Below are 23,284 nucleotides of genomic sequence, written 5' to 3' on the forward strand. Positions count from 1 at the left end.
GTTATAATTTGTTTTAGACATGATAATGACCTTTCTAATTTTGTGGTGAATCTTAGTAAGTTAATTATCTGTCTTTTTTTGTTTTTATAACACTATTTTGCTTTTGCACTTTATTTTACAACTCGGCAAAGTATATAAAAGTCATTTATTTAGTGTAAAATACTACTGTTTTTCACGTTTTTATGGTAAAATGTATGGGTGATAGTTTATCAAAAACTATCTTTAAATGAATTTAAGAGATAAATAGCTGAAAAATCCAAAGAGGAGGAACTTGTATGATAGAAAAGTCTATTCATGTTAGTTTAGACATAGGAACGAGTTCAATTAAAGTTGTTGTATGCGAATTTGCAAGACAGCAATTAAATGTGATAGGCGTCGGAGTAGAACGTTCAACCGGTGTGAGTAGAGGCATTATTGTTGATATTGACGCAACAGTTGAAGCGATTAAACGAGCAGTAAAAAAAGCAGAACAAAGAGCAAATGTGACAATAAAAAATGTTATTGTTGGTGTACCAAGTAATCAAATCAGTATTGAACACTGTCAAGGAATGATTGCTGTTTCTAGTGAAAATAGAGAAATTACAAATAAAGATGTCGACAATGTTATTTCCGCAGCTAAAGTAAGATCTGTTCCACCAGAAAGAGAAATTATTTCTATTTTACCTCAAGAATTTATTGTTGATGGATTTGACGGTATTCGTGATCCACGAGGTATGATAGGCGTACGTTTAGAATTACACGCTCACTTAGTGACAGGTCCAAAAACAATCGTACATAATATTAGACGCTGTGTGGAAAAAGCAGGTTTACATATTTCTGAATTGGTTTTACAACCATTGGCAACAAGTAAAGTTGCTTTAACACCAGGAGAAAGAAGTTTTGGAACTGTTTTAATTGATATGGGTGGTGGACAAACAAGTGTTTCTGCTATTCATGAAGATCAAGTCAAATTCGTCTTTATCGACCAAGAAGGTGGCGAATATGTCACAAGAGATATTTCTACCGTGTTAAATACAACTTTAGATAATGCGGAATTATTAAAGCGTGAGTTTGGTTATGCTATTCCATCAGAATTAGCCCAAGATAGATATATTCCAGTAGAAATTGTAGGGCATAAAGATCCTGTTAGAATTGAAGAACAATATTTATCTGAAATTATTGAAGCAAGATTAGTACAAACATTTGAAAATGTGAAAAGAGCATTAAATAGTGTCGATGCTCTATCTTTACCAGGAGGCATTGTGTTGACTGGTGGAGCATCTATGTTACCAGGTGTTGTTGAACTAGCTGAAGATATTTTCGGTGTTCCAGTAAAACTTTATATGCCAGAACAAATGGGATTAAGACATCCAAGTTTTTCACAAGCAGTCGGTTTATTGCATTACACAGTTGATTTAGATGATATTCATCATTTTGCACAAGCAGATGTAAACACACAAAAAGTGGGATCAACGCAACAAAGTAAACCACTAGAAAAAGCTAAAAATTTAGGACAAACTTTCAAGGAAACTATTCAACAAGATGTTCGTGAATCTGAGGAAAAACGTGTCGATAAAGAAAGCGAGAATACACCTAAAAAAGAAGGAATATTTAGCAATATAGGATCTAAATTCAAAGGATTTTTTGATGCATTAGGTGAAGACTAGTTAAAACAAGTGATGTTATTCTAACAGACATATCAGGAGGTAAAATATGAGTTTTGAGTTTGATACATTAAATAATAAAGCCATTATTAAAGTAATTGGTGTTGGTGGCGGTGGTGGAAATGCCGTTAACCGAATGATTGAAGAAGGCGTTCAAGGCGTTGAATTTATTGTTGCAAATACAGACGTACAAGCATTGAGTGCATCTCGTGCTGAAACAAAAATTCAATTAGGGCCAAAATTAACAAAAGGTTTAGGTGCAGGCTCTATTCCAGATGTTGGTCAAAAAGCCGCTGAAGAAAGTCAAGAACAATTAACGGCAGCATTACAAGGTGCAGACATGATTTTTGTTACTGCTGGAATGGGTGGCGGAACAGGAACAGGTGCAGCTCCAGTTGTTGCAAGAATTGCTAAAGAAGTAGGTGCTTTAACAGTTGGTGTGGTTACAAGACCATTCACATTTGAAGGACCAAAAAGAGCAAGAGGTGCCGCTGAAGGTATCGCAGAAATGAAACAATATGTAGATACATTAGTTGTCATTTCAAATAACAGATTATTAGAAATCGTTGATAAGAAAACACCTATGTTAGAAGCATTTCGTGAAGCAGATAATGTATTACGTCAAGGGGTACAAGGTATCTCTGATTTAATTACAGCACCAGGATATGTTAACTTAGACTTTGCCGATGTACAAACAGTTATGAAAGATCAAGGCGCTGCTTTAATGGGTATTGGTGTAGCAAGTGGCGAAAATAGAATTGTTGAAGCAACAAAACGTGCTATTTCATCTCCTTTATTAGAAGTATCTATCGACGGAGCAGAAAATGTCTTACTAAATATTACAGGTGGACGTGATTTAACATTATTTGAAGCACAAGATGCTAGTGAAATTGTTGCGAATGCTTCAACAACAGATGTCAATATTATCTTTGGTACATCTATCAATGAAAATTTAGGTGATGATGTTGTTGTTACAGTTATTGCAACAGGTATTGATTCAGAACGTAATAGAAAATCAGCACCAAGAACAAGTGCTTCTTCTTATCAAGCAGGAGCATCATTAGTGAATGAGTTTGGTGGAACATCAGGATATTCATTCCAAGAAAAACCAAAATTTGTTGAAGCAGCAAAACCAAAAACAGAAGAACGTAATTTGTTTGGTGATTGGGATATTCGCCGTGAAACAAATATGCGTGATGTATTAGATGACAACAGAAACACGTCATATCCAGAAGTGTCTTATGTTGAAACAGATGTAGAAAGTGAAGATGGTTTAGATACACCGCCATTCTTTAGAAAACGTCGTAAATAATGACTATTTTAGATAATGTTGAAAGTATTCGTGAAACCATTCAACAAGCTAAAAGAACAAGTCGGTATATAGAAAATCCTCAAATACTTGTTGTTACTAAGCAACAAGTATTTGAGGATATTTCCCAATTATATACACTAGGTTTTCGTTCTTTTGCTGAAAATAGAGTAGATGCTATATTGAAACGGCAAGAGGAATTTCCACAAGAGGATATTGAATGGCATTTGATAGGTACATTGCAGACACGCAAAGTAAAAGATATTATTGATAAAATTGATTATTTTCATGCATTAGATAGACAATCGCTAATAGATGAGATAGACAAAAGAGCTACTAAATGTGTCAAATGTTTTCTGCAAGTGAATGCTTTTCATGAAGCGTCTAAACACGGGTTTTATTTAGATGAGATAGAAAATATTTTAGATTATTTACATGATAAAAAGCATATTCTCGTTGTTGGTTTAATGGTTATGGCACCATTTGATGCCGACTGTGCTGTTATCAAAAGAGTGTTTCAACAAGTAAAAGAATTACAATTAAGCATAAAAAACAGATGTATTCCGTATGCTCCGTGCTCTTTCTTAAGTATGGGTATGAGTAATGATTATAAAGAAGCAGTGGAAATGGGAGCAACGCACTTGAGAATAGGAAGTGCATTTTTTAAAAACTAATGGTGGTGATATAATGGGAATAAAAGATACTTTTTCAAAATGGTTTAAAGTAGCCGATGATGATTTAGATTACGATAATTACGGCGAAAATTACGAAGTGGAAACAGCGACTGAAGTATTACCAGCTGTGCAAAAGAAATTTGTTCAAAAAAAATACGAAGGAAAAGATATGGCTAAAATAAATATTGTTGAACCTAGAGTTTATTCAGAAGTAGAAACAATTGCTGCTTTATTATTAGAAAAACAAGCAGTACTTTTAAACTTACGTCGAGTAGATGAAGCACAAGCAAGACGTATTATTGATTATATGGCAGGGATTGCTTACGCCATTGGTGGAGATGTTCAAAAATTAAGTGGTGATATTTTCTTATGTGCACCGTCTAATATTGAAATCGAAGGTATGTTGAGTGAAGAATCTGAAGCAAATCATATTAACTTTCTAGATTCTATTTAATCCTATGAAGCATGTTTATCAACACTTTAAAAAAGATGAATATACTTTTATTGAAAAAGTAAATGATTGGAAAATGTATGTTCAAGATACCGGATTGGCGTACTTGACTCCTTTTTTAAATCCTAGAGAACAATGGATTATTGATAAATTAATTTCAAAAAGTGATGATATACATTATTTATTTTTTGGTGGATTTGAAGAAAGTGAGCAAAAGCGATGCCTTTTATCTTATGATACAACATTTCAGTCTGATGATTTTGAGATAACGGTATGTCAAATAGAGTATCCTAAAAAATTTGCAACATTAAAACATAGCAGTATTTTAGGTAGTTTATTAGGATTAGGGATAAAACGTGAGCAAATAGGCGATATTATAACAAATGGTACAGATTGGCAATTTATTGTATCTAGTCATGTTGTGTCATACATTTTGTTGCATTTAACAAAAATCGGCGCAACAAAAGTGAGTGTGAAAACCATTGATTTAAAACAGGTTATTCAACCAACATTTGATTTTATGACTTTATATGATACAGTTTCTTCTTTAAGATTAGATAGTATCATATCGAGTGCGTATCATTTATCCAGACAAAAAGCAAAAACGTTGATTGAGCAAGGTGCTGTTAAATTGAATTGGGTCGAAGAAATAAAATCAATGACAGAAGTACAAGAATTTGATACAATTTCTGTACGGGGTTATGGACGAATACGTTTCATAGCAACAAATGGTATTTCAAAATCAGGAAAATACCGTGTTCATTTAGATATTTTGAAAAATAAAAAGTAATTGTTTATTTTAAATTGATATGTTATATAATATTTGTATAGAACGAGAAGGAGGGTCAATATGTCGATTACACCAATTGATATTAGTAGTAAAGAGTTTAGTAAGAAATTTAAAGGCTACAATCCTGATGAGGTAGATGATTTCTTAGATAGAATCATGCTTGAAATGGAATCTTTAATTAAAGAAAAACGTGAATTAGAGAAAAAAATTAAATTTATGGGTGAGCAAGTAGAACACTACATGAGCTTACAAGATACATTAAATAAATCCATCGTTGTAGCACAAGATGCTGCTGACCGAGTAAAAGAAAATGCTGAAAAAGAAGCAGAAATTATTGTATCAGAAGCACAAAGAACAGCAGATGATTTAGTAAATGTAGCTGTTGAGAAAGCAACACGTATTGCCAATGAAACAGATACATTACGCAAAACAGCTATTGTATTCCGTAAAAAATTCCAATTATTAGTTGAATCTCAATTAGATTTAATTCAAAACGAAGAGTGGGATCACTTATTGGAAACTCAACCAAATCCAGTAGATACACCAACTGTTGATGAATTTTTAGACGGACAGTTACAACAACCAGTAACGGTTAATACATCAGAAATAGACTTGTCTGATGTATTGCCAATTCAATAAATATTAACACACGTGTATTGTGTATACTTAAAAGCGAGCTAATAGACGGTGAAAGATTAGTATGTCCCTATACAATATATATCAGTTAATGAATCATTTATTTTGAAGTATAGTAAAGATAAACGTGTTGCGACGTTATACGCAATAGAGTATAAAATAGGGTGGTACCACGTTTATCAACGTCCCTTTTGACGAACAGTCAAAAGGGACGTTTTTTATATTATTAACTCTGCATCAAAGTATGCTAGTAAAGAGAAAGATAAAATGTTTTGCTACTGAGAATGATGTGAATTAAATAAACATTATTCAAATGATATCAATATTTTTTCATACTAGTACAATTTATGATAAAGTCTACTATTTTAAAAATGTAATGAAACAATTTTTTAGGAGATAAAAAACATGGAAATGAAAGAAACACTATTATTAGGAAAAACAGAGTTTCCTATGAGAGGTAATTTACCTGTTCGCGAAGCTGAATGGCAAAAAGAATGGGAAGAAGACCATTTATATCAAAAAGTACAAGAAAAAAATGAAGGAAAACCAAGTTATATTTTACATGATGGTCCTCCGTATGCCAATGGACCAATTCATATGGGACACGCTTTGAATAAAATTTCCAAAGACTTTATTGTACGTTCTAAATCAATGTCTGGTTTTAGAGCGCCATTTGTGCCTGGCTGGGACACACACGGTTTACCAATTGAACAAGCCTTATCAAATAATGAAGGTGTTGACCGTAAAAAATTATCAGTAGCTGAGTTTAGAAAATTATGTGAAGAATACGCTTGGAAGCAAATTAATAATCAACGTGAAGTGATGAAACGTTTAGGTGGGCAAGCGGATTGGGATAATCCATATGTGACATTAGATCCAAAGTTTGAAGAAGCCCAAATTCGTTTGTTTGGTAAAATGGCAGAAAAAGGCTATATTTATAAAGGCCTAAAACCAATTTACTGGTCTCCTTCAAGTGAGTCCTCACTAGCTGAAGCAGAAATCGAATATAAAGATGTAGAATCTCCGTCTATTTATGTGGCTTTCCCTGTCAAAGACGGGAAAGATGTTGTTGATAATGACGCATTCTTTGTAATTTGGACAACAACACCATGGACATTACCAGCAAACTTAGGAATTTTTGTACACCCTGATTTTGATTATGTTCAAGTATTGGCAAATGGTAAGAAATATATTGTTGCTAAAGAGTTACTTGAGTCTGTATCTAAAGCAGCGAAATGGGAAACAGTTGATATTTTAAAAGAGTTTAAAGGACAATCTTTAGAATATGCTATTGCTAAACATCCATTCTATGATAGAGATTCATTAGTAATGGTTGGAGATTATGTTACATTAGATGCTGGTACTGGACTTGTGCATACAGCACCAGGACACGGGGAAGATGACTATCACTATTCAAGAAAATATCAGCTAGATGTTCTATCCCCAGTTGATAATCAAGGGCATTATACAGATGAGGCACCAGGCTTTGAAGGTATGTACTATGCAAATGCGAATAAAGCAATTTGTGAATTATTACAAGAAAAAGGTTTATTATTAGATTTAAGTTTCTTTACACATAGTTATCCGCATGACTGGAGAACAAAAAAACCGGTTATTTTCCGTGCAACACCACAATGGTTTGCGTCTATTGATAAATTCCGTGATGAGATTTTAAATGAAATTGAAAATAATGTAACATGGTATCATCCATCAGGGAAAGTTCGTATTTACAATATGGTACGTGATAGAGGAGATTGGGTTATTTCAAGACAACGTGTATGGGGTGTCCCACTACCAATTTTCTATGCAGAAAATGGAGAACCTATTATTACACCTGAAACAGTTGATCATGTAGCTAATTTAATTGGAGAACATGGTTCAACCGTTTGGTTTGAACGAGAAGCTAAAGATTTATTACCTGAAGGATTTACACATGAAGGTAGTCCAAACGGAGTCTTTACAAAAGAAATGGATATTATGGATGTTTGGTTTGACTCAGGTTCTTCTCATGCTGGTGTTTTACGCCAAAGACCAGAGTTATCATTCCCAGCTGATATGTACCTAGAAGGTTCTGACCAATACCGTGGATGGTTTAATTCAAGTTTAACAACGAGTGTCGCTGTGAATGGATGTGCACCTTATAAGAGTGTTTTATCTCAAGGATTTGTGAATGACGGTGAAGGACGTAAAATGAGTAAGTCACTAGGAAACACGATTGATCCTGCAAAAGAAATGAAAACAAAAGGTGCCGATATTATTCGTTTGTGGGTTGCTAGCGTAGACTATGAGTCTGATGTACGTGTAAGTGACGATATTTTAAAACAAGTATCTGAAGTTTACCGTAAAATCCGTAATACAATGAGATTTATGCTAGCTAATACATCTGATTTCAACCCAGAAACAGATCGTGTATCTTATCAAGATTTACGACCAGTCGATCAATATTTAGCAATTAAATTAAATGACTTAGTCAAATCAACACTAGATCACTACAACAACTTTAAATTCTCAGCTATTTATCGAGATGTGATTAACTTCTGTACAGTTGAATTATCAAGTTTTTATTTAGATTTTGCAAAAGATATTGTTTATATTGAAACAGCAGATCATCATGATCGTCGTTGTATGCAAACAGTGATGTACGATGTACTTGTTAAATTAACTAAATTATTAACACCATTTATTCCACATACAACAGAAGAAGTGTGGTCACATTTATCTGAAAAAGAAGAATATGTACAATTAGCTGATTTCCCAGTTGTAGATGTATATGAAAACCAAGAAGACGTTTTACGCTACTGGCAAGCATTCTTAACCGTTCGAGATAGTGTCTTAAAAGCATTAGAAGATGCACGTAATGAAAAAGTTATCGGAAAATCATTTGATGCCTTTGTTACAATTTATGCGAATGAAGAGTACCAAGCTATTTTAAACGCAGAAAATGTCAATGTCGCACAAATTTTAATCGTATCTGGACTAGACGTTAAAGATATTTCAGAAAGTCCAATAGATAATGCCAATGGATTGAGTGTCGTTGTGTCCCATGCAGATGGGCAAGTATGCGAAAGATGTCGTGCTATTCGATTGGAAGTTGGACAAATAGAAGACGCACCAACATTATGTCAACGTTGTGCTGATATTGTCAAAATACATTTTCCAGAAGCGTTACAATAAAAATAATAGGGTGAACTAACACTTAAATGTGTTGGTTCACCCTATTATAGTATAACATTGGTTGAAAATGATGCTAATTCCGATATAATAGAAATGAATAGACAATGGAGATGAATATATGAGAGAAAAATTATTAGCATCATTACAAGCAAAACCGGTGACAGTATCTAGTACGCTATTAACATACTATACACAATTAGGTATGACTAATGATGAATTAGCTCTATTTTTACAGTTTGAGTATGTGGCTAATCAAGACCTTACAATCGTTGCAAAAAATATGGGGATTTCTGAGCAGATTGTTTTAAAAATTTTACAAAATTTAATGACAAAACAACTTGTCGTGATGCAGCAAATCGTATTAGGTGACGGAAAAATTGATTTACAATATTCGTTTGAACCTATGTATCAAAAATTGGTCACTTTGTTAATGCAAGCACCACAAAACAAAAAAGAAACAGTGAATGCCAGTGATATTGTTAGTATTTTTGAACAAGAAATAGGCAAACCTTTAACACCAATGGAATTAGAAATGTTACAAGGGTGGTTATTTGAAGACCACTATGAGCCAGATTTAATTAAGTTGGCATTAAAAGAGGCGAGTTTAAATCAAGTGACGAGTTTGAAATATATTGATAAAATTTTGTTGAGTTGGGAACGTAAAAATATTAAAACAGTTGCACAGGCACAAAAGCAGAGTGAACAATTTAGAGAGCAACAAAAGGATAGTCAACCAATTACCAATATATCTGAAAACATGACGGATATTTTAATGCAAAATTGGTTGCATGAGGAATAAAAATGACGACAAAAAAAGAAATGAATGCTATTTTAGACATTATGGAACAAATATTTCCTAATGCAGAATGTGAATTAACTTATACAAATATTTTTGAATTATTGATTGCTGTCATGTTGAGTGCGAGAACAACAGATAAATCAGTCAATAAAATCACACCGGCTTTATTTAAAAAATATCCTACACCACAAGATTTTTTAACGGTGACGGTAGAAGAGTTGATGCAAGACATCAATAAAATAGGATTGTATAAAAGTAAAGCAAGGCATATTCAACAATGCTGCCAACAATTATTAGAAAATCATAATGGGCAAGTGCCAAATACTTTTGAAGCATTAACCGCATTGGCTGGTGTTGGTAGAAAGACAGCTAATGTCGTTTTGAGTGTAGGATTTAATGTACCGGCCATTGCTGTAGACACACATGTGGAGCGTGTCAGCAAATGTTTAGGGATTGTAAAAAAAGACGCTACACCTTTAGAGGTAGAAGAAACATTGAAGAAAAAAGTACCTAAGGAACGTTGGTCAAGAGCGCATCATCTATTTATTTTTTGGGGACGATATAGATGTACACGATCAGCAAGAAATCATATATGTCCAGCATGTAATAGTATTAAATCAGCAATTAAAGGTTCTTGATTAAATCGTGTTGAAGGAGAGATATAAACATTTTAGAGTAAACAGGGTTATATGGTTATATCTATTACTTATTTGAATAAGACATAAAAAAAGACAGTTGGTAGACTGTCTTTTTTTAATGAGATACTTCATGTGATTTTTCTGCTTTTTGAATAGGTGGTAACATTTTTGTGATGATGATTACTGATAATGTTGCTGCAACGGCTAAAGCAGTCGCGTGAGAAAAATGGTATTGCATTCCTGATAAGGATGCACCCAAAAAGAATGTTACTTGTGTAATTAAAAATGCCCAAAAAAATGTGATGACGACTTTCATCCTAGTATCGCCTCCTATCTTGCTTAAATGAAACTTTCTTTGTTCATTATACGCCCAATAAATTATTTTTTCAAATAGTTTAATTTACTAATCATGTTATATTATATAACATGATTAGTGATAAGAATTTTGCGAAATTAAATGTTTATCATATAATATAAAGAAAGAAAATTTAGTTTACAGAAAAAAGGAGTTAAATAATGAAAATAATAAAAAAAATAGGGAAAGTGTTTAGTGTTATTATATTATTTTTGGTATATTTTATAACATCAAACAATACTTTTGCTACTGAAGTTTATACAATCGCAACAGATACAACATATGCTCCTTTTGAATGGGTAGATACATCTGGAGAGATGGTCGGATTAGATATGGATTTATTAAAAGCTATTGCTAGAAATCAAGGATTTGAGGTAAGAATTAAAGCACTAGGATTTAATGCTGCTTTACAAGCGTTAGAATCAAATCAAGTTGACGGTGTAATCGCAGGTATGTCGATTACAGAAGCAAGAAAAGCTAAATTTAATATGTCGGATATTTATTTTGAGGATGATGGTATTGTTGTAGCCACAAAAAAAGATAGTACAATCCAATCATTAGATGATTTAAAAGGAAAACATATTGCTATAAAAATTGGAACAGCAGGTGCGACATACGCTCAAGAATTAGCAGAAAAATATGGGTTTACAACAACAACTTTTGAAGACTCGGGAGCAATGGTTGAAGCTGTTTTATCCGGAAATAGTGATGCTTTATTTGATGATTCAATAAGTATTGAATATACTATTTCATCAGCTAATGTTCCATTAAAAACGATAAAAACAGAATCACCGAAATCTATTTATGGCTTTGCATCAACGAAAGATGATAAAGGAAAGTCTTTGGTTGAAAAATTTAATGCCGGATTAAAACAATTAAAAGAAAGTGGCGAGTATGCGACTATCGTGAACAAATATTTAGGTGGTTCATCATTAGCTGTAACGACACAAAATACACAAACTACAGTAGAAGATACGTCTATCATCGGTATTTTACGTACAAATGGTAGTCAAATTTTTAGTGGACTTTGTCAAACACTTTTATTAACGTTTATATCTATTGTTATTGCACTAATATTAGGTATGATTTTAGGATTGTTCAGTGTTTCTCATAATAAAGTATTGATGTTTTTCTATCAAGTTTATATTGATATTATGCGTGGTACACCACTCTTGGTTTTAGCCTTTTTCGTTTATTTTGCTATACCACAATTTTTTAATTTCAAATATACAGATGCATTTTTACCAAGTTTGATAACATTAGGATTAAATGCAGCTGCCTATATAGGTGAATTATTTAGAGCAGGTATCAACGCTGTAGATAAAGGACAATTCGAGGCTTCTAGTAGTTTAGGATTACCATATCATACAACAATGCGAAAAGTTATTTTACCTCAAGCGTTAAAAGTCATGATTCCACCATTTATTAACCAATTTGTGATGACATTAAAAGACACTTCTATCTTATCAGCTATTGGATTAGTAGAATTAACACAAACAGGAAGACTTATTATTGCTAGAACGTATGCGTCAGGAAATACATGGGTTGTTGTAGCTGCTATTTATATTATTTTAATTACATTACTAACAAAACTATCAGCATTATTAGAGAAAAAATGGCATTAAAAAAATTATTCAAAAGTAAACAATTTAGAAGTATATTATCATAGTAAAAAGTCTTGACATCAACATGTTCAACAAGTTGATGTCAAGACTTTTATTGATTTTCAGTTTATTCCTTTTCTTCGTTATCTCTAATTGAATATTTGTAAAATTTTCTTGTTAGAGCAAAAATAGTAAAAATAGTAAGAGATACACACGAAACGATATAACTGATAAGTTCATTTTTTATTTCTGAAGCAATAACAGCTATTACTAATTGAAAAAAGATCCATAAAATCGCTTTTATATTCGTTGTTGTAAAGTGAACATACATTTTATACATAACAATTAAGTACCAAATACCAAAATAAAGTAAACCTATTATCAATAGTAAGAAAATAGGACCTAATTGTAGGAAGAGTGAGGTATAATCTGTTATATCACGATATTGAAAAATAGTGGATACAATAAATACAGCCATACCAATAATACATATCAAAGGAATAATCGTAAACCAAATAAATTTTTTTATACCATTTTTATGTTTTTCTTTATGTAGCACGTCTTTAGGTAGTTGCATATTTTTACTATAAGACAAATAACCTAAGAAATAGGCACTTGAAAAAGGTATAAAAGCACGTAGTGGAGATTTATATTGTGATAATTTTAGTAATTTATAATAGGCTATTGCAGACGTAATATACGATATTAGCAAGGGAATTAATGAATTAGATAATAAAGATCGATTTTCATTCATAAACAACACTCCTTTTTTATTTCTTTTATTGTAAGCGTTGTTTTTACTTTTGTAAAGCCAATGCACTTTTAATGAAAATAATACATCATCCTTAAAAAATATGCTATAATGAAAAATGTGCATAAAAGGTTAGGAGTGAGAAGATGGAAATGGAAAAAACAGCATATATGAGCATGTTGTACGATTTTTACGGAGGGCTCCTAACAGCAAAACAAAAAGAATATTTAGAATTATATTATGAACAAGATTTATCGCTGAGTGAAATTTCTGAGGAGCTAAATGTTAGTAGACAAGCTGTATATGATAATATTAAGCGTAGTGAGCAAATATTGGCACATTATGAAAGTGTCCTGCGGTTAATTGAACAATATGCTGTAAATGAAAAACATCTAAAAGTATTACAAGAATATGTTCGTACACATTATCAAGAGGACGCTGTGTTGCATCGTCTTGTTCAAGAAATAAGGAATGGAGAGGATAAATAATGGCTTTTGAAGGTTTATCTGAACGCTTACAAGGAGCGGTCAAAAAGCTAGGTAGAAAAGGAAAAATTACCGAAGCTGATTTAAAAGAAATGATGCGTGAAGTACGTTTAGCATTATTAGAAGCAGACGTTAACTTTAAAGTTGTCAAAGAATTTGTAAAAAAAGTAAATGAACGAGCTTTAGGAGCAAATGTGCTAGAAGCATTGTCTCCTGCTCAGCAAGTCATTGATATTGTTAATGAAGAATTAACAGCCTTAATGGGAGGCGAGCAAGAACCGTTCCGGTTTTCTGTTAAACCACCGACAGTTGTGATGATGGTTGGTCTACAAGGGGCAGGTAAAACAACAACTGCTGGTAAATTAGCGAATTATTTGAAAAAACAAGAACATAAACGCCCAATGTTAGTAGCCGGCGATATTTATCGTCCTGCAGCAATTGAACAATTAAAAACAATTGGTCAACAATTAGAGCTACCTGTTTTTTCATTAGGTGATACAGTTAGTCCAGTTGATATTGCAAAACAGGCCATTGATAAAGCCATTTTAGATGGTAGAGATTTAGTCATTATTGATACAGCAGGTCGTTTACATGTGAATGAAGAATTGATGTTGGAATTAGAACAAATTAAAGCGGTGGCTAATCCGACAGAAATTTTACTTGTTGTCGATGCAATGACAGGGCAAGATGCTGTTAATGTTGCACAAGCATTTAATGACCGTTTAGATATTACGGGTGTTATTATCACAAAACTTGACGGTGATACTAGAGGTGGGGCAGCCTTATCTATTCGTCAAATGACAGGTAAACCAATTAAATTTACTGGTCAAGGTGAAAAATTAGATAATTTAGAACCATTCTATCCAGATCGAATGGCATCACGTATTCTTGGTATGGGCGATTTAATGACATTGATTGAACGTGCAAAACAAGAATTTGATGAAAAAGAAGCTGCTAAAATGGCAGAAAAAATGCGTGAGAACACATTTAACTTTAATGATTTTATTGCTCAAATGGATCAAGTATCCAATATGGGACCTTTAGAAGATTTAATCAAAATGATTCCAGGTATGAGTAATATTCCTGGAATGGACCAGTTAAAAATTGATCCAAAAGATATGGCACATATGAAAGCCATTGTCTTATCCATGACACCAAGTGAACGTGAAAATCCAGATAGTTTAACGCAAAGTCGTCGCAAACGTATTGCCAAAGGATCAGGACGTAATATCATGGAAGTTAACCGCATGATTAAACAATTCAATGAATCACGTAAGATGATGAGCCAAATGTCAAAAGGTAATCTAGGAGGTTTGGAAAATCTTATGGGTGGTGGTGTCAAAGGAAAACTTGGGAAACTTGCCATGAAACAAATGATGAAAAAGGCAAATAAAAAAGCGAAAAAGAAAAAAAGATAGATAGTTTGCGAGTTGATGAATAGAAGCATCAACTCGCAATATTTTTCAATAAAAAATAAGCGAAGAAATGGAAGATGTCCATTTGCTTCGCTTGTTTTTAGTGATTTAAAAAATTATAAACGTACATACCGCTACCGATAATGATAGATCCCAATGTTGCAATGAGCATTAACCACACAACAATTTGTGTAATTTTTTCCATTTTTGTTTTCTCTTTTTTCTTATACATATATAAACTCCAATCTATTCTTTCGTATACATTATAATGAAATACCCTTTAAAAATCAACTTTTAGACGCTCAATAATAGACTTATCCGGAGATACAAATAATGTTTTTTGATTTTCATAAATAACAAATCCTGGTTTTGCACCATTCGGTTTTTTTATATATTTGACAGCAACATAATCGACTGGGACATTTGATGATGCTTGAAATTTTGAATAGTACGCAGCAATTTGTGCAGCTTCTAATAATGTATCTTGACTAGGAGAGTCATGTTGAATAATAACATGGGAGCCCGGAATGTCTTTTGTATGTAACCAGATATCTGTTTTTTTAGCTTGTTTCAGTGTTAATGTATCATTTTGTAAATTATTCCGTCCAACTAAAATAGATATTCCGTCGCTAGAACAAAATTGTAGTGGTGCTAGTTTTTTGTGTTGTTGTTTTCGGTTCATTCGGTTTTGCTGTTTCAAATAACCTGTTGAAATAAGTTCTTCTTTAATCGCCACCAAATCTTCTGTATTTGCTAATTTAATTTGTACAAGAACACTTTCTAAATACATATTTTCATTTTGTGCTAGTTCAATTTGTTCATCAAGATGAGAAATTGCTTGTTTTAATTTTTGATATTTTTTGAAGTAATATTGTGCATTTTGTGTCGGTGTTAATTCAGGTTTTAGTGTGATAGTCATTGGTTTATTATCATCATAAAAATTTAAAAAAGTTCCAGAGGTTTGTCCTTTTGGTATTTCATAAGAAAAAGCTGTTAAAATCTCACCTTTGATACGGAATGTATCTGCATGTTCAGCGGAATTTTTTTCTGTATGCAGTTTATTTAATTTATCTAGATTTTTATCAATAATTTGTTGTAGTTTATAGATTAAATTTCCACTTAATTGTTGGACACGTTCTAATTTTGCTTTTTCTTGATAAAAGACATCTAATAATTCGTGTAGAGAATTTATTTTTTCACCAGTTGTGTCTATACATGAAAAACCATGGGAGGTTAGTGATGGACAAGTAGGAGCGTTCTTTAATTGATAAAGACTATCCGACAAAGAGCATTGCTCGTGCTCCATTGTATCTAAGACCCATTGAATAGTATCTCGACCTAATCCTTGGAATGTTTCTTGAATAGATTTTGGATTTGCATCAACCGTGCTACAAATATGTTCCAATTCATTTTTTGAAAGTGTGATAATATTTTGTTTGTGTTGATACGGTGGGAGTGTGTATAGTTGATTGGCTGCCAATAAACGATATGAATTTTTTGTTTGTGACACACGTTTTAAACAATCCAAAATTTTATTCGTATAAGGATTGATTAAAAATAAATTACTATGTCTACCCATTAGTTCAATCGTTAGGTGGAGCAAATGCTCATCACCAATATCATCTTTATTTTGAAAAATAAAGGTTGTGATACGGTCAATACCCACTTGTTGAATATTTTTTAAAAAAGCACCTTCTAAATGTTTTCTTAGTAACATACAAAAATTTGGTGCTATTTCAGGATTGAAAAATGTTTCTTGTGTTAAATGGTATCTTGCTTGTGTTGGATGAATACTTAAAAGTAATTTATAGTTTTGGCGATTTGCACGCATCGATAATACAATTTCGTACGGACTAGGTTGATAAATTTTATTGATACGTCCATTTTCAAGCTGTTTTTTTAAATCGTTATTTATGTGATAGGTAAAAAATCCATCGAAGCTCATGCTTATCTCCTTTTTTTATTTAATATATTGGATACATTCTATCGTATTATTGAAAAAATAGCCAATAAATGAATGTAAACAAGTATAATTTCTGATATAATAGTTTTTATGTTAGTATGAAAAGGTGACGATAAGTGAACAAAAAAGTAAAGAAATCACATATTCCATTGCGATTAAATCTATTGTTTTCTGTTATAGTGATTTTATTTATTATCTTAATTGTAAGATTAGTGTCTTTACAATTAACAAATCATGATAAATACACAACTATTTTAACAGATACCAAAGCTATACACGTAAAAACGGAAATGGCAAGGGGACAAATTTTTGATAGAAATGGTGTTTTATTGGTTGGAAATAAGGCACATACGACCATTAACTATACAAGACATACACTTAATACGAGTGATATGGTAAAAATTGCAACACGTTTATCGGATTATATTTCTGTTTCAACAGAAGAATTAAAAGAGAGAGATTTGAAAGATTATTGGGCTGTTTTGCATAAAGATGAATTGAATAGTCGTTTGAGTACCAGTGAAAAAAAATTATCTGGGGTAGCTTTATATAATACGCAATTAGAAAAAATAACAGCAGAGGATATTATGTTCTCTGATAAGGATAAGCAAATTGCAGCTATTTTTACACGAATGAACAGTATTAGTTCATTATCTACGATAGCGATTAAAAATAGAGAGGTTACAAATGAAGAAATCTTTAATGTAACAGAGCATTTAACCGAATTAACAGGCATATCCATAGGTTCTGATTGGGAAAGAATTTATCCTGAAGGAGATTTTTTGAAAGCAATTCTTGGTAGTGTATCTACTGAGAAAACAGGGTTACCTCAACAAGAAGCTAATTTATTGATGGCGCAAGGTTATGCAAGTAATAGTCGTGTTGGAACTAGTTTTTTAGAGAAACAATATGACTCAGTTTTAAGAGGAACACCAAAAGTAACGTCTGTTACATTGGATACGAATAATAAAGTTATGTCTTCGACAGAAACATACGAAGGAAAAGCAGGTTCAAATCTTGTTTTGTCATTAGATACAGCATTACAAAAAAGAGTAGATGGCATTTTAACGAATTTTTTAACAAGAAATATTGAACATAAAGGATTAAATAGTTCTATTTATGCGGTTGTTCAAAAAACTAGTACTGGAGAAATTTTATCAATCAATGGTAAAAAATATGCTTATAATGAAGAAAAAGATACTTACGATACCTCTAAAATTGAAGATGATATTTTAGGTGCAATGAATAAAAATTTTGGTATGGGATCTGTTGTCAAAGCAGCCAGTGTAGGTATAGGGTATAAATACAATATAATCGATGAAGAGAATAATGTATTAATCGATTCTCCGTTGCATTTTCAAAATTCAAATGCAATTCGTTCTTTCTTCAATCAAGAGGGAAGTGTTGCGATAAATGATATTACAGCATTAGAACGTTCTTCCAACGTGTATATGGCAAAAATCGCCTTAGCAGTTGGAGGACAACCAGATTTTGCCACTGGGAACACATTGTCTATTATGGACGATACGATTTATAAATTGAGAAGAGAGTATGCTGCGTATGGTTTAGGAGGCTCTACTGGTATTGATTTACCAAATGTCAGCACGGGATATTCTCCATATCAAACACCACTTGTTGGGGCTGTCTACTTATCTTTTGGTCAGTATGATTTATACTCTCCACTACAAGTATCACAATATATGACGACAGTTGCAAATGACGGAGTGCGTTTTGCACCAAGACTAGTACGAGAAATTCGTGACATCAATAGCTTAACTGGTTTTGGGCAAGTTCAAACAGATATGACGCCAACATTGATGAATAAGGTTGATTTAACAACCTCTCAATTCAGTCGTATAAAAGAAGGTCTATACCGTGTTGTAAACGGATATTTAGGAACAGAATATACAAATTATGCTGGATTTGGTATATCAGTAGCAGGTAAATCAGGAACAGCAGAGGCCATTTATGACGGAGATATTAAAGACAAAGCACAATCAGAAGTAATCAACTCTATTTTTTCTGGATATGCTCCGAGTGATAATCCCGATATAACAGTAACTGTTGTTGTACCACATTTAGAAGGTAACGAAGGTTATGCGGGTCAAGTGGCTAGACAAATTTTTGCAACCTATTTTTATAATTAGAAGTTTTTCAGTAGTGAATGACATTAGTCATTACCAATAAAAGAGGAGAACTGACAATATGAACTGTCAGTTCTCCTTTTTTGTTTGCTATAGATATTCATTTTTATGAAAAGATATTTTGTATCATTGAGAATAAAGTTTGCTCGTTTGTTACAGTATAAGTAGATAATTTGTTTTTGTGTAAATCTTTATTAAACCAACACGTTTGCATATTTAATGCTAAAGCAGGTGCGATGTCATGATGATAGGAATCACCTATCATTAACGTATGTTCGGGCAATCTATCAAAAGTGTTTAAAACAGTATGAAAAACATGTTTATCTGGTTTAGCATATCCTAATTGTTCTGAAATAAACCAATATTTTTTGGGAATATACACTTCAATATTTAAGGCTTCTAATTTGATATTTTGTCCATAGGTAGGTCCGTTTGTTAAAATAGCCATTTGCTTATTGGCTTGTTTTAATAAAGTGAAAATATTTTTCATTGTATCTGATAAGGTGATATGTGTTTGGAAATAGCGATATTGTGATTGCATATGTTTAAGTGTGTCCATATTATACGGAACATGATAGTGTTCTAGTAATAGTCTAAAACGATAGGAATAAGATTGTTCTAAAGGCATTTCTTTACGTTGGACAGCTTGAAAAGCTATTTCAGAAAACACACTATACTGTTTAAAAACAGTATTTATTTTATCAGAGAATGTAAGAGAACACGATTGAACCATTTTTTCAAATGGTTCAATCGTGTCGTATAAAGTATTGTCTAAATCAAAGATAATCAGCTCTATATTAGCGTTTCTTTTTGGATATATCATAAGTGAATCCCTCTCCTAGCACATTATGGACATCTGATATTGTCATAAATGCTTTTGGATCGATGTGGTTGACTAATTTTGTAATATCTACAACTTGATTTCTATCTACGACGATGTATAGTATTTGTTTTTCTTCTTTTGTATAGGAACCATGCCCGTGTAAGACTGTTACACCACGATATAAGTCGGTTAAAATTCGTTGGCTAATTTCTTCATGATGTTCAGAAATAATTAAAATCGACTTTCTGACGTTGAAACCTTCCAAAATATAATCAATCACTTTAACAGCAACAAATAACATAATCAATGTATAAATACTTTTTTCAAATCCGATTACAAATGCAGAAGGACCGACAATAAATAAGTCAATGACAAATAATGCTGTACTTGTTGGAACATTGAAATAACGATTGATGATAAGAGCGATAATATCTGTTCCGGCTGTTGAGCCACCTGCCCAAATAATAAATCCGATAGATGTTCCGCTCATTAATCCACCAACGATTGGAACCAATAACTGATCGTGCATGACGTATTGAAATGAAGAGGTTAAGCGAACAAAAACAGAAAAAATAGCAAATGAGTAAATTGTATAAAAAATGGTTGATTTTTCCAAATATTTATAGCCAATTGCCATTAAAACGAGGTTGATTAAAAAATAAGATAATTCAACGGGAATTTGTGCAACATAGTATAAAAGTAGTGAAATACCAGTGACACCACCTTCTCCCATATGGTTTGCTAATAAAAATGTATTAACAGCTATAGCAAAAACTAAATTCCCTAAAGTAATAATAAATAATGATTTCCAAGAAATATTTTTCACCTTATTGTTCTCCTTTCTTATGTATATGGTACCGAAAAATTGTAACATAACCTTTTTCATTATTCAATTATCTATTTAAATATTTTGTCAAAAATAGACATAAAATGTATATAGTTAATAATAGGAAGATGGAGGAGAAAACTATGATTGAACAAATTGCAGATAAAATGATGCATACTGCTTTAGAAAAATCTATTTCAGATATTCATATTATGCCTAAACAAAAGATGTATATCATCTATTTCCGTTATTTAGGTAAATTAGTGATATTTAAAACATTAACTTATGAGATAGGAGAACAACTCATAAGACATTTTAAATATATAACAGGATTAGCTGTCGGTGAAAAAAGAAAATCTCAAACAGGATCGGCAACTTATAAAATAGCTAATGTATCTTTTGATATTCGAACATCGACCATTTGTAATGTGTATTATCAAGAAACAATGGTTATTCGTTTACTTAAAATAAAAAAAGAAACAGGTGTTATTCAACATTATTTTCCTAAGAAAATAGATGCTTTATATAGATTATTCACGAAAAAACAAGGCATGATTATTTTTTCTGGACCAGTCGATTCGGGTAAAACAACGCTCATTCATTATTTATTATCAAAAAAATACAATGAAAAGCCTATTCATATTATGACTTTAGAAGATCCGGTAGAGATTATTAACGATCATTTTTTACAAACGGAAATCAATACATCCATAGGTGTTGATTATCAACACTTAATAAAAGCAAGTTTGAGACATCATCCAGACATTTTATTTATTGGGGAAATACGAGATGAACAAACAGCTGCAATGGCGGTTAGAGCATCTTTAACAGGACATTTAGTAGTTGCTACTATTCATGCAAAAAGTTGTGAAGGTTGTATGATGAGATTATTAGAATTAGGTGTTTCAAAAGTGTTGTTAAAAGAAGTATTAACAGGAATTGTGATGCAAAGGCTTATTCCTAGATACTGTCCATTTTGTGAAATGGAATGTTTGTTTTATTGCACGCATATCCCGAGTCACGAGAAACGCTTATTGTTAACATGTGTTATGACAGAAAGCGATATTCAATTATATTGGACGACAAATAAAGGGAAATCTATGCAGTTTGATAAGCTTTTATCTAAATTATATGCCTTGTCTTATATAGGAAAAGAAACATTGGAGGAGTATCGAATTGGGGTATCGCTTTAAAAAAGAACACCAAGCAGAATGTTTAATCAAATTATCTGAATTATTAAAAGAAGGATTTCCTTTGTCAGAGGCTTTGACGTTCTTAGTGCATTTGATGGTGAAACAAAAACCTATATTTGTCTATATGGAACAAGCTTTAAAATCTGGTAAATCATTTGACTCTATTTTAGGAATATGTGGGTTTGATCAGTCTATCACAACAAGAATTTATTTAGCACAATTACACGGTCATTTACAAGAAGTCTTGTTCAGTTGCGGTCATCAATTAAAAGAACGACGAAAGCAATATCAAAAAATACAACAACTGTGCTTGTATCCAACTATATTATTGTGTTTTATTATTGGATTGATTATTGGGATCCAGCAATTTTTTTTACCCAGTTTAGAAGATATGTTTCATCAATCTAATTATGAAAATAGTCAGTTTACTTTTTTTCTTATAAAAACATTACCTGTTTACATATTATGGAGCATTGTTATGTGTGTTCTGTGTTTTTTGTTATTGCTTTTTTATTATCAAAAGCAATCTCCTATGAAAAAAGCTGGGTTTTTAAGTAAAATTCCTTTTATTAAAAAGTGGATAAAATGGTATTATACGTCTTATTTTTCCAGGGAGCTCGCTTATTTGTTAGGAAGTCAGTACGGTTTTAATGAAGTGGTCGATGTATTGAAAAGAGGAAACACCTTACCGTTATTGAAAGAGTTTATCGTATTGCTTGAACACTATATGCAACAAGGACAAACGATAAGTGATGTTATTCGTAAGTTGCCGTTTTTAAGTGAAGAAATGGCACTTGTCATTGAACATGGAGAAAAAATTAGCCATTTATCAATGAAATTATTTGTCTTTTCAAAAGATAATTTGGAAAAATTAGAAAAGGATATTCATCAAAAAATGACATGAATACAGCCTATTCTTTTTTTGAGTGTGGGTCTATTTATTGTTGCAATTTATATTGCTTTAATGATGCCAATGTTTGATATGGTTAATCATGTTTTAGTTGAATAAAAGGAGGATATATATGTTTAAATCACTAAAAAATAAAAAAGCTTTTACACTTTTAGAGATGATTATTGTTTTGTTTATTATTTCTATTTTAATGCTACTAATTGTCCCTAATTTAACAGATAAGAAAGAGCGTATTGATAAACAAGGTACACAAGCATTGGCAAATGTTGTACAAACACAGGCAGCTTTATATTTATTAGAGCATCAAGATCGTTCTGTTTCTTTAGAAGCTCTGCTAGATGAAGGTTATTTAAATGATAAGCAAATAAACGAAATCAATCAACGTCATATTACACTTTCTGGAGATGGGCATGTATCTTATCCGACAGAATAAAGGTATGTTATTTATGGATAGTCTAATTGCTCTAATGATTATCACATTTTTGTTCGTTATAGGTATTCAATTTCAAAAAAGTGCTCTACAAGATATGACGTGTCAATTATTTTTTGAAGCGTTTCAAGAAAAATTACTTTAGCCGAGTTGTAAAATAAAGTGCAAAAGCAAAATAGTGTTATAAAAACAAAAAAAGACAGATAATTAACTTACTAAGATTCACCACAAAATTAGAAAGGTCATTATCATGTCTAAAACAAATTATAAC

At 32.0% G+C, this 23,284-nt stretch carries 23 protein-coding genes; 17 read left to right on the forward strand and 6 right to left on the reverse strand.

All coding sequences use genetic code 11. From position 1 onward, the window contains the following. Nucleotides 1-275: 275 nt before the first annotated feature. From ftsA to nth, 9 genes are all read left to right on the forward strand, one after another. Entirely contained in the window at nucleotides 276-1,646 is a 1,371-nt protein-coding gene (gene ftsA, locus GMA06_RS06785; protein ID WP_163562120.1) for a cell division protein FtsA, read from the forward strand. 46 nt (nucleotides 1,647-1,692) lie between these two features. After that, a complete protein-coding gene (ftsZ, locus tag GMA06_RS06790) occupies nucleotides 1,693-2,955 on the forward strand; it encodes a cell division protein FtsZ (protein ID WP_163562121.1) in 1,263 nt (420 codons plus the stop codon). After that, the gene (locus GMA06_RS06795; RefSeq protein ID WP_163562122.1) at nucleotides 2,955-3,626 is read left to right on the forward strand and encodes a YggS family pyridoxal phosphate-dependent enzyme; all 672 of its coding nucleotides are present in this window, start codon (nucleotides 2,955-2,957) and stop codon (nucleotides 3,624-3,626) included. Before ftsZ ends, GMA06_RS06795 begins: the two co-directional genes overlap by 1 nt. Before the next feature lie 13 nt (nucleotides 3,627-3,639). Continuing rightward, a complete protein-coding gene (gene sepF / locus GMA06_RS06800) occupies nucleotides 3,640-4,080 on the forward strand; it encodes a cell division protein SepF (protein ID WP_163546316.1) in 441 nt (146 codons plus the stop codon). Nucleotides 4,081-4,084: 4 nt separating this feature from the next. Next, nucleotides 4,085-4,867, forward strand: coding sequence for a YlmH/Sll1252 family protein (locus tag GMA06_RS06805; protein ID WP_163546315.1), 783 nt, complete (start codon nucleotides 4,085-4,087; stop codon nucleotides 4,865-4,867). Nucleotides 4,868-4,927: 60 nt separating this feature from the next. Further along, nucleotides 4,928-5,506, forward strand: coding sequence for a DivIVA domain-containing protein (locus GMA06_RS06810; RefSeq protein WP_163546314.1), 579 nt, complete (start codon nucleotides 4,928-4,930; stop codon nucleotides 5,504-5,506). A gap of 402 nt (nucleotides 5,507-5,908) precedes the next feature. Beyond that, nucleotides 5,909-8,677, forward strand: a complete 2,769-nt coding sequence (ileS, locus tag GMA06_RS06815) for an isoleucine--tRNA ligase (protein ID WP_163562123.1) — start codon at nucleotides 5,909-5,911, stop codon at nucleotides 8,675-8,677. Nucleotides 8,678-8,795: 118 nt separating this feature from the next. After that, nucleotides 8,796-9,476 carry a DnaD domain protein gene (locus GMA06_RS06820; RefSeq protein WP_163562124.1) on the forward strand — a complete coding sequence of 227 codons (681 nt, stop codon included), beginning with the start codon at nucleotides 8,796-8,798 and terminating at the stop codon, nucleotides 9,474-9,476. A 2-nt stretch (nucleotides 9,477-9,478) separates the two neighbouring features. After that, a complete protein-coding gene (nth, locus tag GMA06_RS06825; protein ID WP_163562125.1) occupies nucleotides 9,479-10,114 on the forward strand; it encodes an endonuclease III in 636 nt (211 codons plus the stop codon). A 115-nt stretch (nucleotides 10,115-10,229) separates the two neighbouring features. Here nth and GMA06_RS06830 read toward each other — a convergent pair whose 3' ends face one another. After that, nucleotides 10,230-10,430, reverse strand: a complete 201-nt coding sequence (locus GMA06_RS06830; protein WP_163546760.1) for a DUF2929 family protein — start codon at nucleotides 10,428-10,430, stop codon at nucleotides 10,230-10,232. Between the two features lie 200 nt (nucleotides 10,431-10,630). Between GMA06_RS06830 and GMA06_RS06835 the strand changes: the two genes are divergently transcribed. Further along, nucleotides 10,631-12,094, forward strand: a complete 1,464-nt coding sequence (locus GMA06_RS06835; protein WP_205426268.1) for an ABC transporter substrate-binding protein/permease — start codon at nucleotides 10,631-10,633, stop codon at nucleotides 12,092-12,094. Nucleotides 12,095-12,200: 106 nt separating this feature from the next. Here the strand turns inward: GMA06_RS06835 and GMA06_RS06840 are convergent, their stop codons facing one another. Beyond that, entirely contained in the window at nucleotides 12,201-12,827 is a 627-nt protein-coding gene (locus tag GMA06_RS06840) for a hypothetical protein (protein WP_163562126.1), read from the reverse strand. 143 nt (nucleotides 12,828-12,970) lie between these two features. Here GMA06_RS06840 and GMA06_RS06845 point away from each other — a divergent pair, with 143 nt between their 5' ends. Together GMA06_RS06845 and ffh are read left to right on the forward strand one after the other, a co-directional pair. After that, nucleotides 12,971-13,312 (forward strand): putative DNA-binding protein, encoded by a 342-nt coding sequence (locus GMA06_RS06845; RefSeq protein ID WP_163562127.1) that lies wholly within the window; start codon nucleotides 12,971-12,973, stop codon nucleotides 13,310-13,312. Continuing rightward, a complete protein-coding gene (ffh, locus tag GMA06_RS06850; RefSeq protein WP_163562128.1) occupies nucleotides 13,312-14,727 on the forward strand; it encodes a signal recognition particle protein in 1,416 nt (471 codons plus the stop codon). The genes GMA06_RS06845 and ffh overlap by 1 nt, the downstream gene beginning before the upstream one ends. A gap of 97 nt (nucleotides 14,728-14,824) precedes the next feature. On the opposite strand, the gene GMA06_RS06855 is transcribed toward ffh, so the two are convergent. Then, nucleotides 14,825-14,956 carry a DUF4044 domain-containing protein gene (locus GMA06_RS06855; RefSeq protein WP_163546756.1) on the reverse strand — a complete coding sequence of 44 codons (132 nt, stop codon included), beginning with the start codon at nucleotides 14,954-14,956 and terminating at the stop codon, nucleotides 14,825-14,827. Nucleotides 14,957-15,004: 48 nt separating this feature from the next. Then, a complete protein-coding gene (locus GMA06_RS06860) occupies nucleotides 15,005-16,669 on the reverse strand; it encodes an NFACT RNA binding domain-containing protein (RefSeq protein WP_163562129.1) in 1,665 nt (554 codons plus the stop codon). A 134-nt stretch (nucleotides 16,670-16,803) separates the two neighbouring features. On the opposite strand from GMA06_RS06860, the gene GMA06_RS06865 reads away from it, so the two are divergent. Next, complete coding sequence (locus GMA06_RS06865; protein WP_163562130.1) at nucleotides 16,804-18,834, forward strand: penicillin-binding protein 2; 2,031 nt, start codon at nucleotides 16,804-16,806, stop codon at nucleotides 18,832-18,834. Between the two features lie 103 nt (nucleotides 18,835-18,937). Here the strand turns inward: GMA06_RS06865 and GMA06_RS06870 are convergent, their stop codons facing one another. Both GMA06_RS06870 and GMA06_RS06875 read right to left on the reverse strand, forming a co-directional pair. Beyond that, on the reverse strand, nucleotides 18,938-19,654 hold the full coding sequence (locus GMA06_RS06870; protein WP_163562131.1) for an HAD family hydrolase: 717 nt from the start codon (nucleotides 19,652-19,654) through the stop codon (nucleotides 18,938-18,940). Next, on the reverse strand, nucleotides 19,629-20,480 hold the full coding sequence (locus GMA06_RS06875) for a YitT family protein (RefSeq protein ID WP_163562132.1): 852 nt from the start codon (nucleotides 20,478-20,480) through the stop codon (nucleotides 19,629-19,631). The genes GMA06_RS06870 and GMA06_RS06875 overlap by 26 nt, the downstream gene beginning before the upstream one ends. A gap of 143 nt (nucleotides 20,481-20,623) precedes the next feature. Here GMA06_RS06875 and comGA point away from each other — a divergent pair, with 143 nt between their 5' ends. From comGA to GMA06_RS08595, 4 genes are all read left to right on the forward strand, one after another. Next, complete coding sequence (gene comGA / locus GMA06_RS06880) at nucleotides 20,624-21,673, forward strand: competence type IV pilus ATPase ComGA (protein WP_163562133.1); 1,050 nt, start codon at nucleotides 20,624-20,626, stop codon at nucleotides 21,671-21,673. Then, entirely contained in the window at nucleotides 21,657-22,577 is a 921-nt protein-coding gene (gene comGB, locus GMA06_RS06885; protein ID WP_163562134.1) for a competence type IV pilus assembly protein ComGB, read from the forward strand. The genes comGA and comGB overlap by 17 nt, the downstream gene beginning before the upstream one ends. Nucleotides 22,578-22,695: 118 nt before the next feature. Continuing rightward, on the forward strand, nucleotides 22,696-23,016 hold the full coding sequence (gene comGC / locus GMA06_RS06890) for a competence type IV pilus major pilin ComGC (RefSeq protein WP_163562135.1): 321 nt from the start codon (nucleotides 22,696-22,698) through the stop codon (nucleotides 23,014-23,016). Between the two features lie 13 nt (nucleotides 23,017-23,029). Then, nucleotides 23,030-23,158 carry a hypothetical protein gene (locus GMA06_RS08595; RefSeq protein WP_275896934.1) on the forward strand — a complete coding sequence of 43 codons (129 nt, stop codon included), beginning with the start codon at nucleotides 23,030-23,032 and terminating at the stop codon, nucleotides 23,156-23,158. Nucleotides 23,159-23,284: the final 126 nt, after the last annotated feature.

Origin of the sequence: Granulicatella sp. zg-84, assembly GCF_010892375.1 — a bacterium.
GTDB lineage: Bacteria > Bacillota > Bacilli > Lactobacillales > Aerococcaceae > WM01.

Coding starts and splice junctions, on each gene's coding strand:
- ftsA (WP_163562120.1), top strand. CDS start 276: ATGATAGAAAAGTCTATTCATGTTAGTTTAGACATAGGAACGAGTTCA.
- ftsZ (WP_163562121.1), top strand. CDS start 1,693: ATGAGTTTTGAGTTTGATACATTAAATAATAAAGCCATTATTAAAGTA.
- GMA06_RS06795 (WP_163562122.1), top strand. CDS start 2,955: ATGACTATTTTAGATAATGTTGAAAGTATTCGTGAAACCATTCAACAA.
- sepF (WP_163546316.1), top strand. CDS start 3,640: ATGGGAATAAAAGATACTTTTTCAAAATGGTTTAAAGTAGCCGATGAT.
- GMA06_RS06805 (WP_163546315.1), top strand. CDS start 4,085: ATGAAGCATGTTTATCAACACTTTAAAAAAGATGAATATACTTTTATT.
- GMA06_RS06810 (WP_163546314.1), top strand. CDS start 4,928: ATGTCGATTACACCAATTGATATTAGTAGTAAAGAGTTTAGTAAGAAA.
- ileS (WP_163562123.1), top strand. CDS start 5,909: ATGGAAATGAAAGAAACACTATTATTAGGAAAAACAGAGTTTCCTATG.
- GMA06_RS06820 (WP_163562124.1), top strand. CDS start 8,796: ATGAGAGAAAAATTATTAGCATCATTACAAGCAAAACCGGTGACAGTA.
- nth (WP_163562125.1), top strand. CDS start 9,479: ATGACGACAAAAAAAGAAATGAATGCTATTTTAGACATTATGGAACAA.
- GMA06_RS06830 (WP_163546760.1), bottom strand. CDS start 10,430: ATGAAAGTCGTCATCACATTTTTTTGGGCATTTTTAATTACACAAGTA.
- GMA06_RS06835 (WP_205426268.1), top strand. CDS start 10,631: ATGAAAATAATAAAAAAAATAGGGAAAGTGTTTAGTGTTATTATATTA.
- GMA06_RS06840 (WP_163562126.1), bottom strand. CDS start 12,827: ATGAATGAAAATCGATCTTTATTATCTAATTCATTAATTCCCTTGCTA.
- GMA06_RS06845 (WP_163562127.1), top strand. CDS start 12,971: ATGGAAATGGAAAAAACAGCATATATGAGCATGTTGTACGATTTTTAC.
- ffh (WP_163562128.1), top strand. CDS start 13,312: ATGGCTTTTGAAGGTTTATCTGAACGCTTACAAGGAGCGGTCAAAAAG.
- GMA06_RS06855 (WP_163546756.1), bottom strand. CDS start 14,956: ATGTATAAGAAAAAAGAGAAAACAAAAATGGAAAAAATTACACAAATT.
- GMA06_RS06860 (WP_163562129.1), bottom strand. CDS start 16,669: ATGAGCTTCGATGGATTTTTTACCTATCACATAAATAACGATTTAAAA.
- GMA06_RS06870 (WP_163562131.1), bottom strand. CDS start 19,654: ATGATATATCCAAAAAGAAACGCTAATATAGAGCTGATTATCTTTGAT.
- comGA (WP_163562133.1), top strand. CDS start 20,624: ATGATTGAACAAATTGCAGATAAAATGATGCATACTGCTTTAGAAAAA.
- comGC (WP_163562135.1), top strand. CDS start 22,696: ATGTTTAAATCACTAAAAAATAAAAAAGCTTTTACACTTTTAGAGATG.
- GMA06_RS08595 (WP_275896934.1), top strand. CDS start 23,030: ATGGATAGTCTAATTGCTCTAATGATTATCACATTTTTGTTCGTTATA.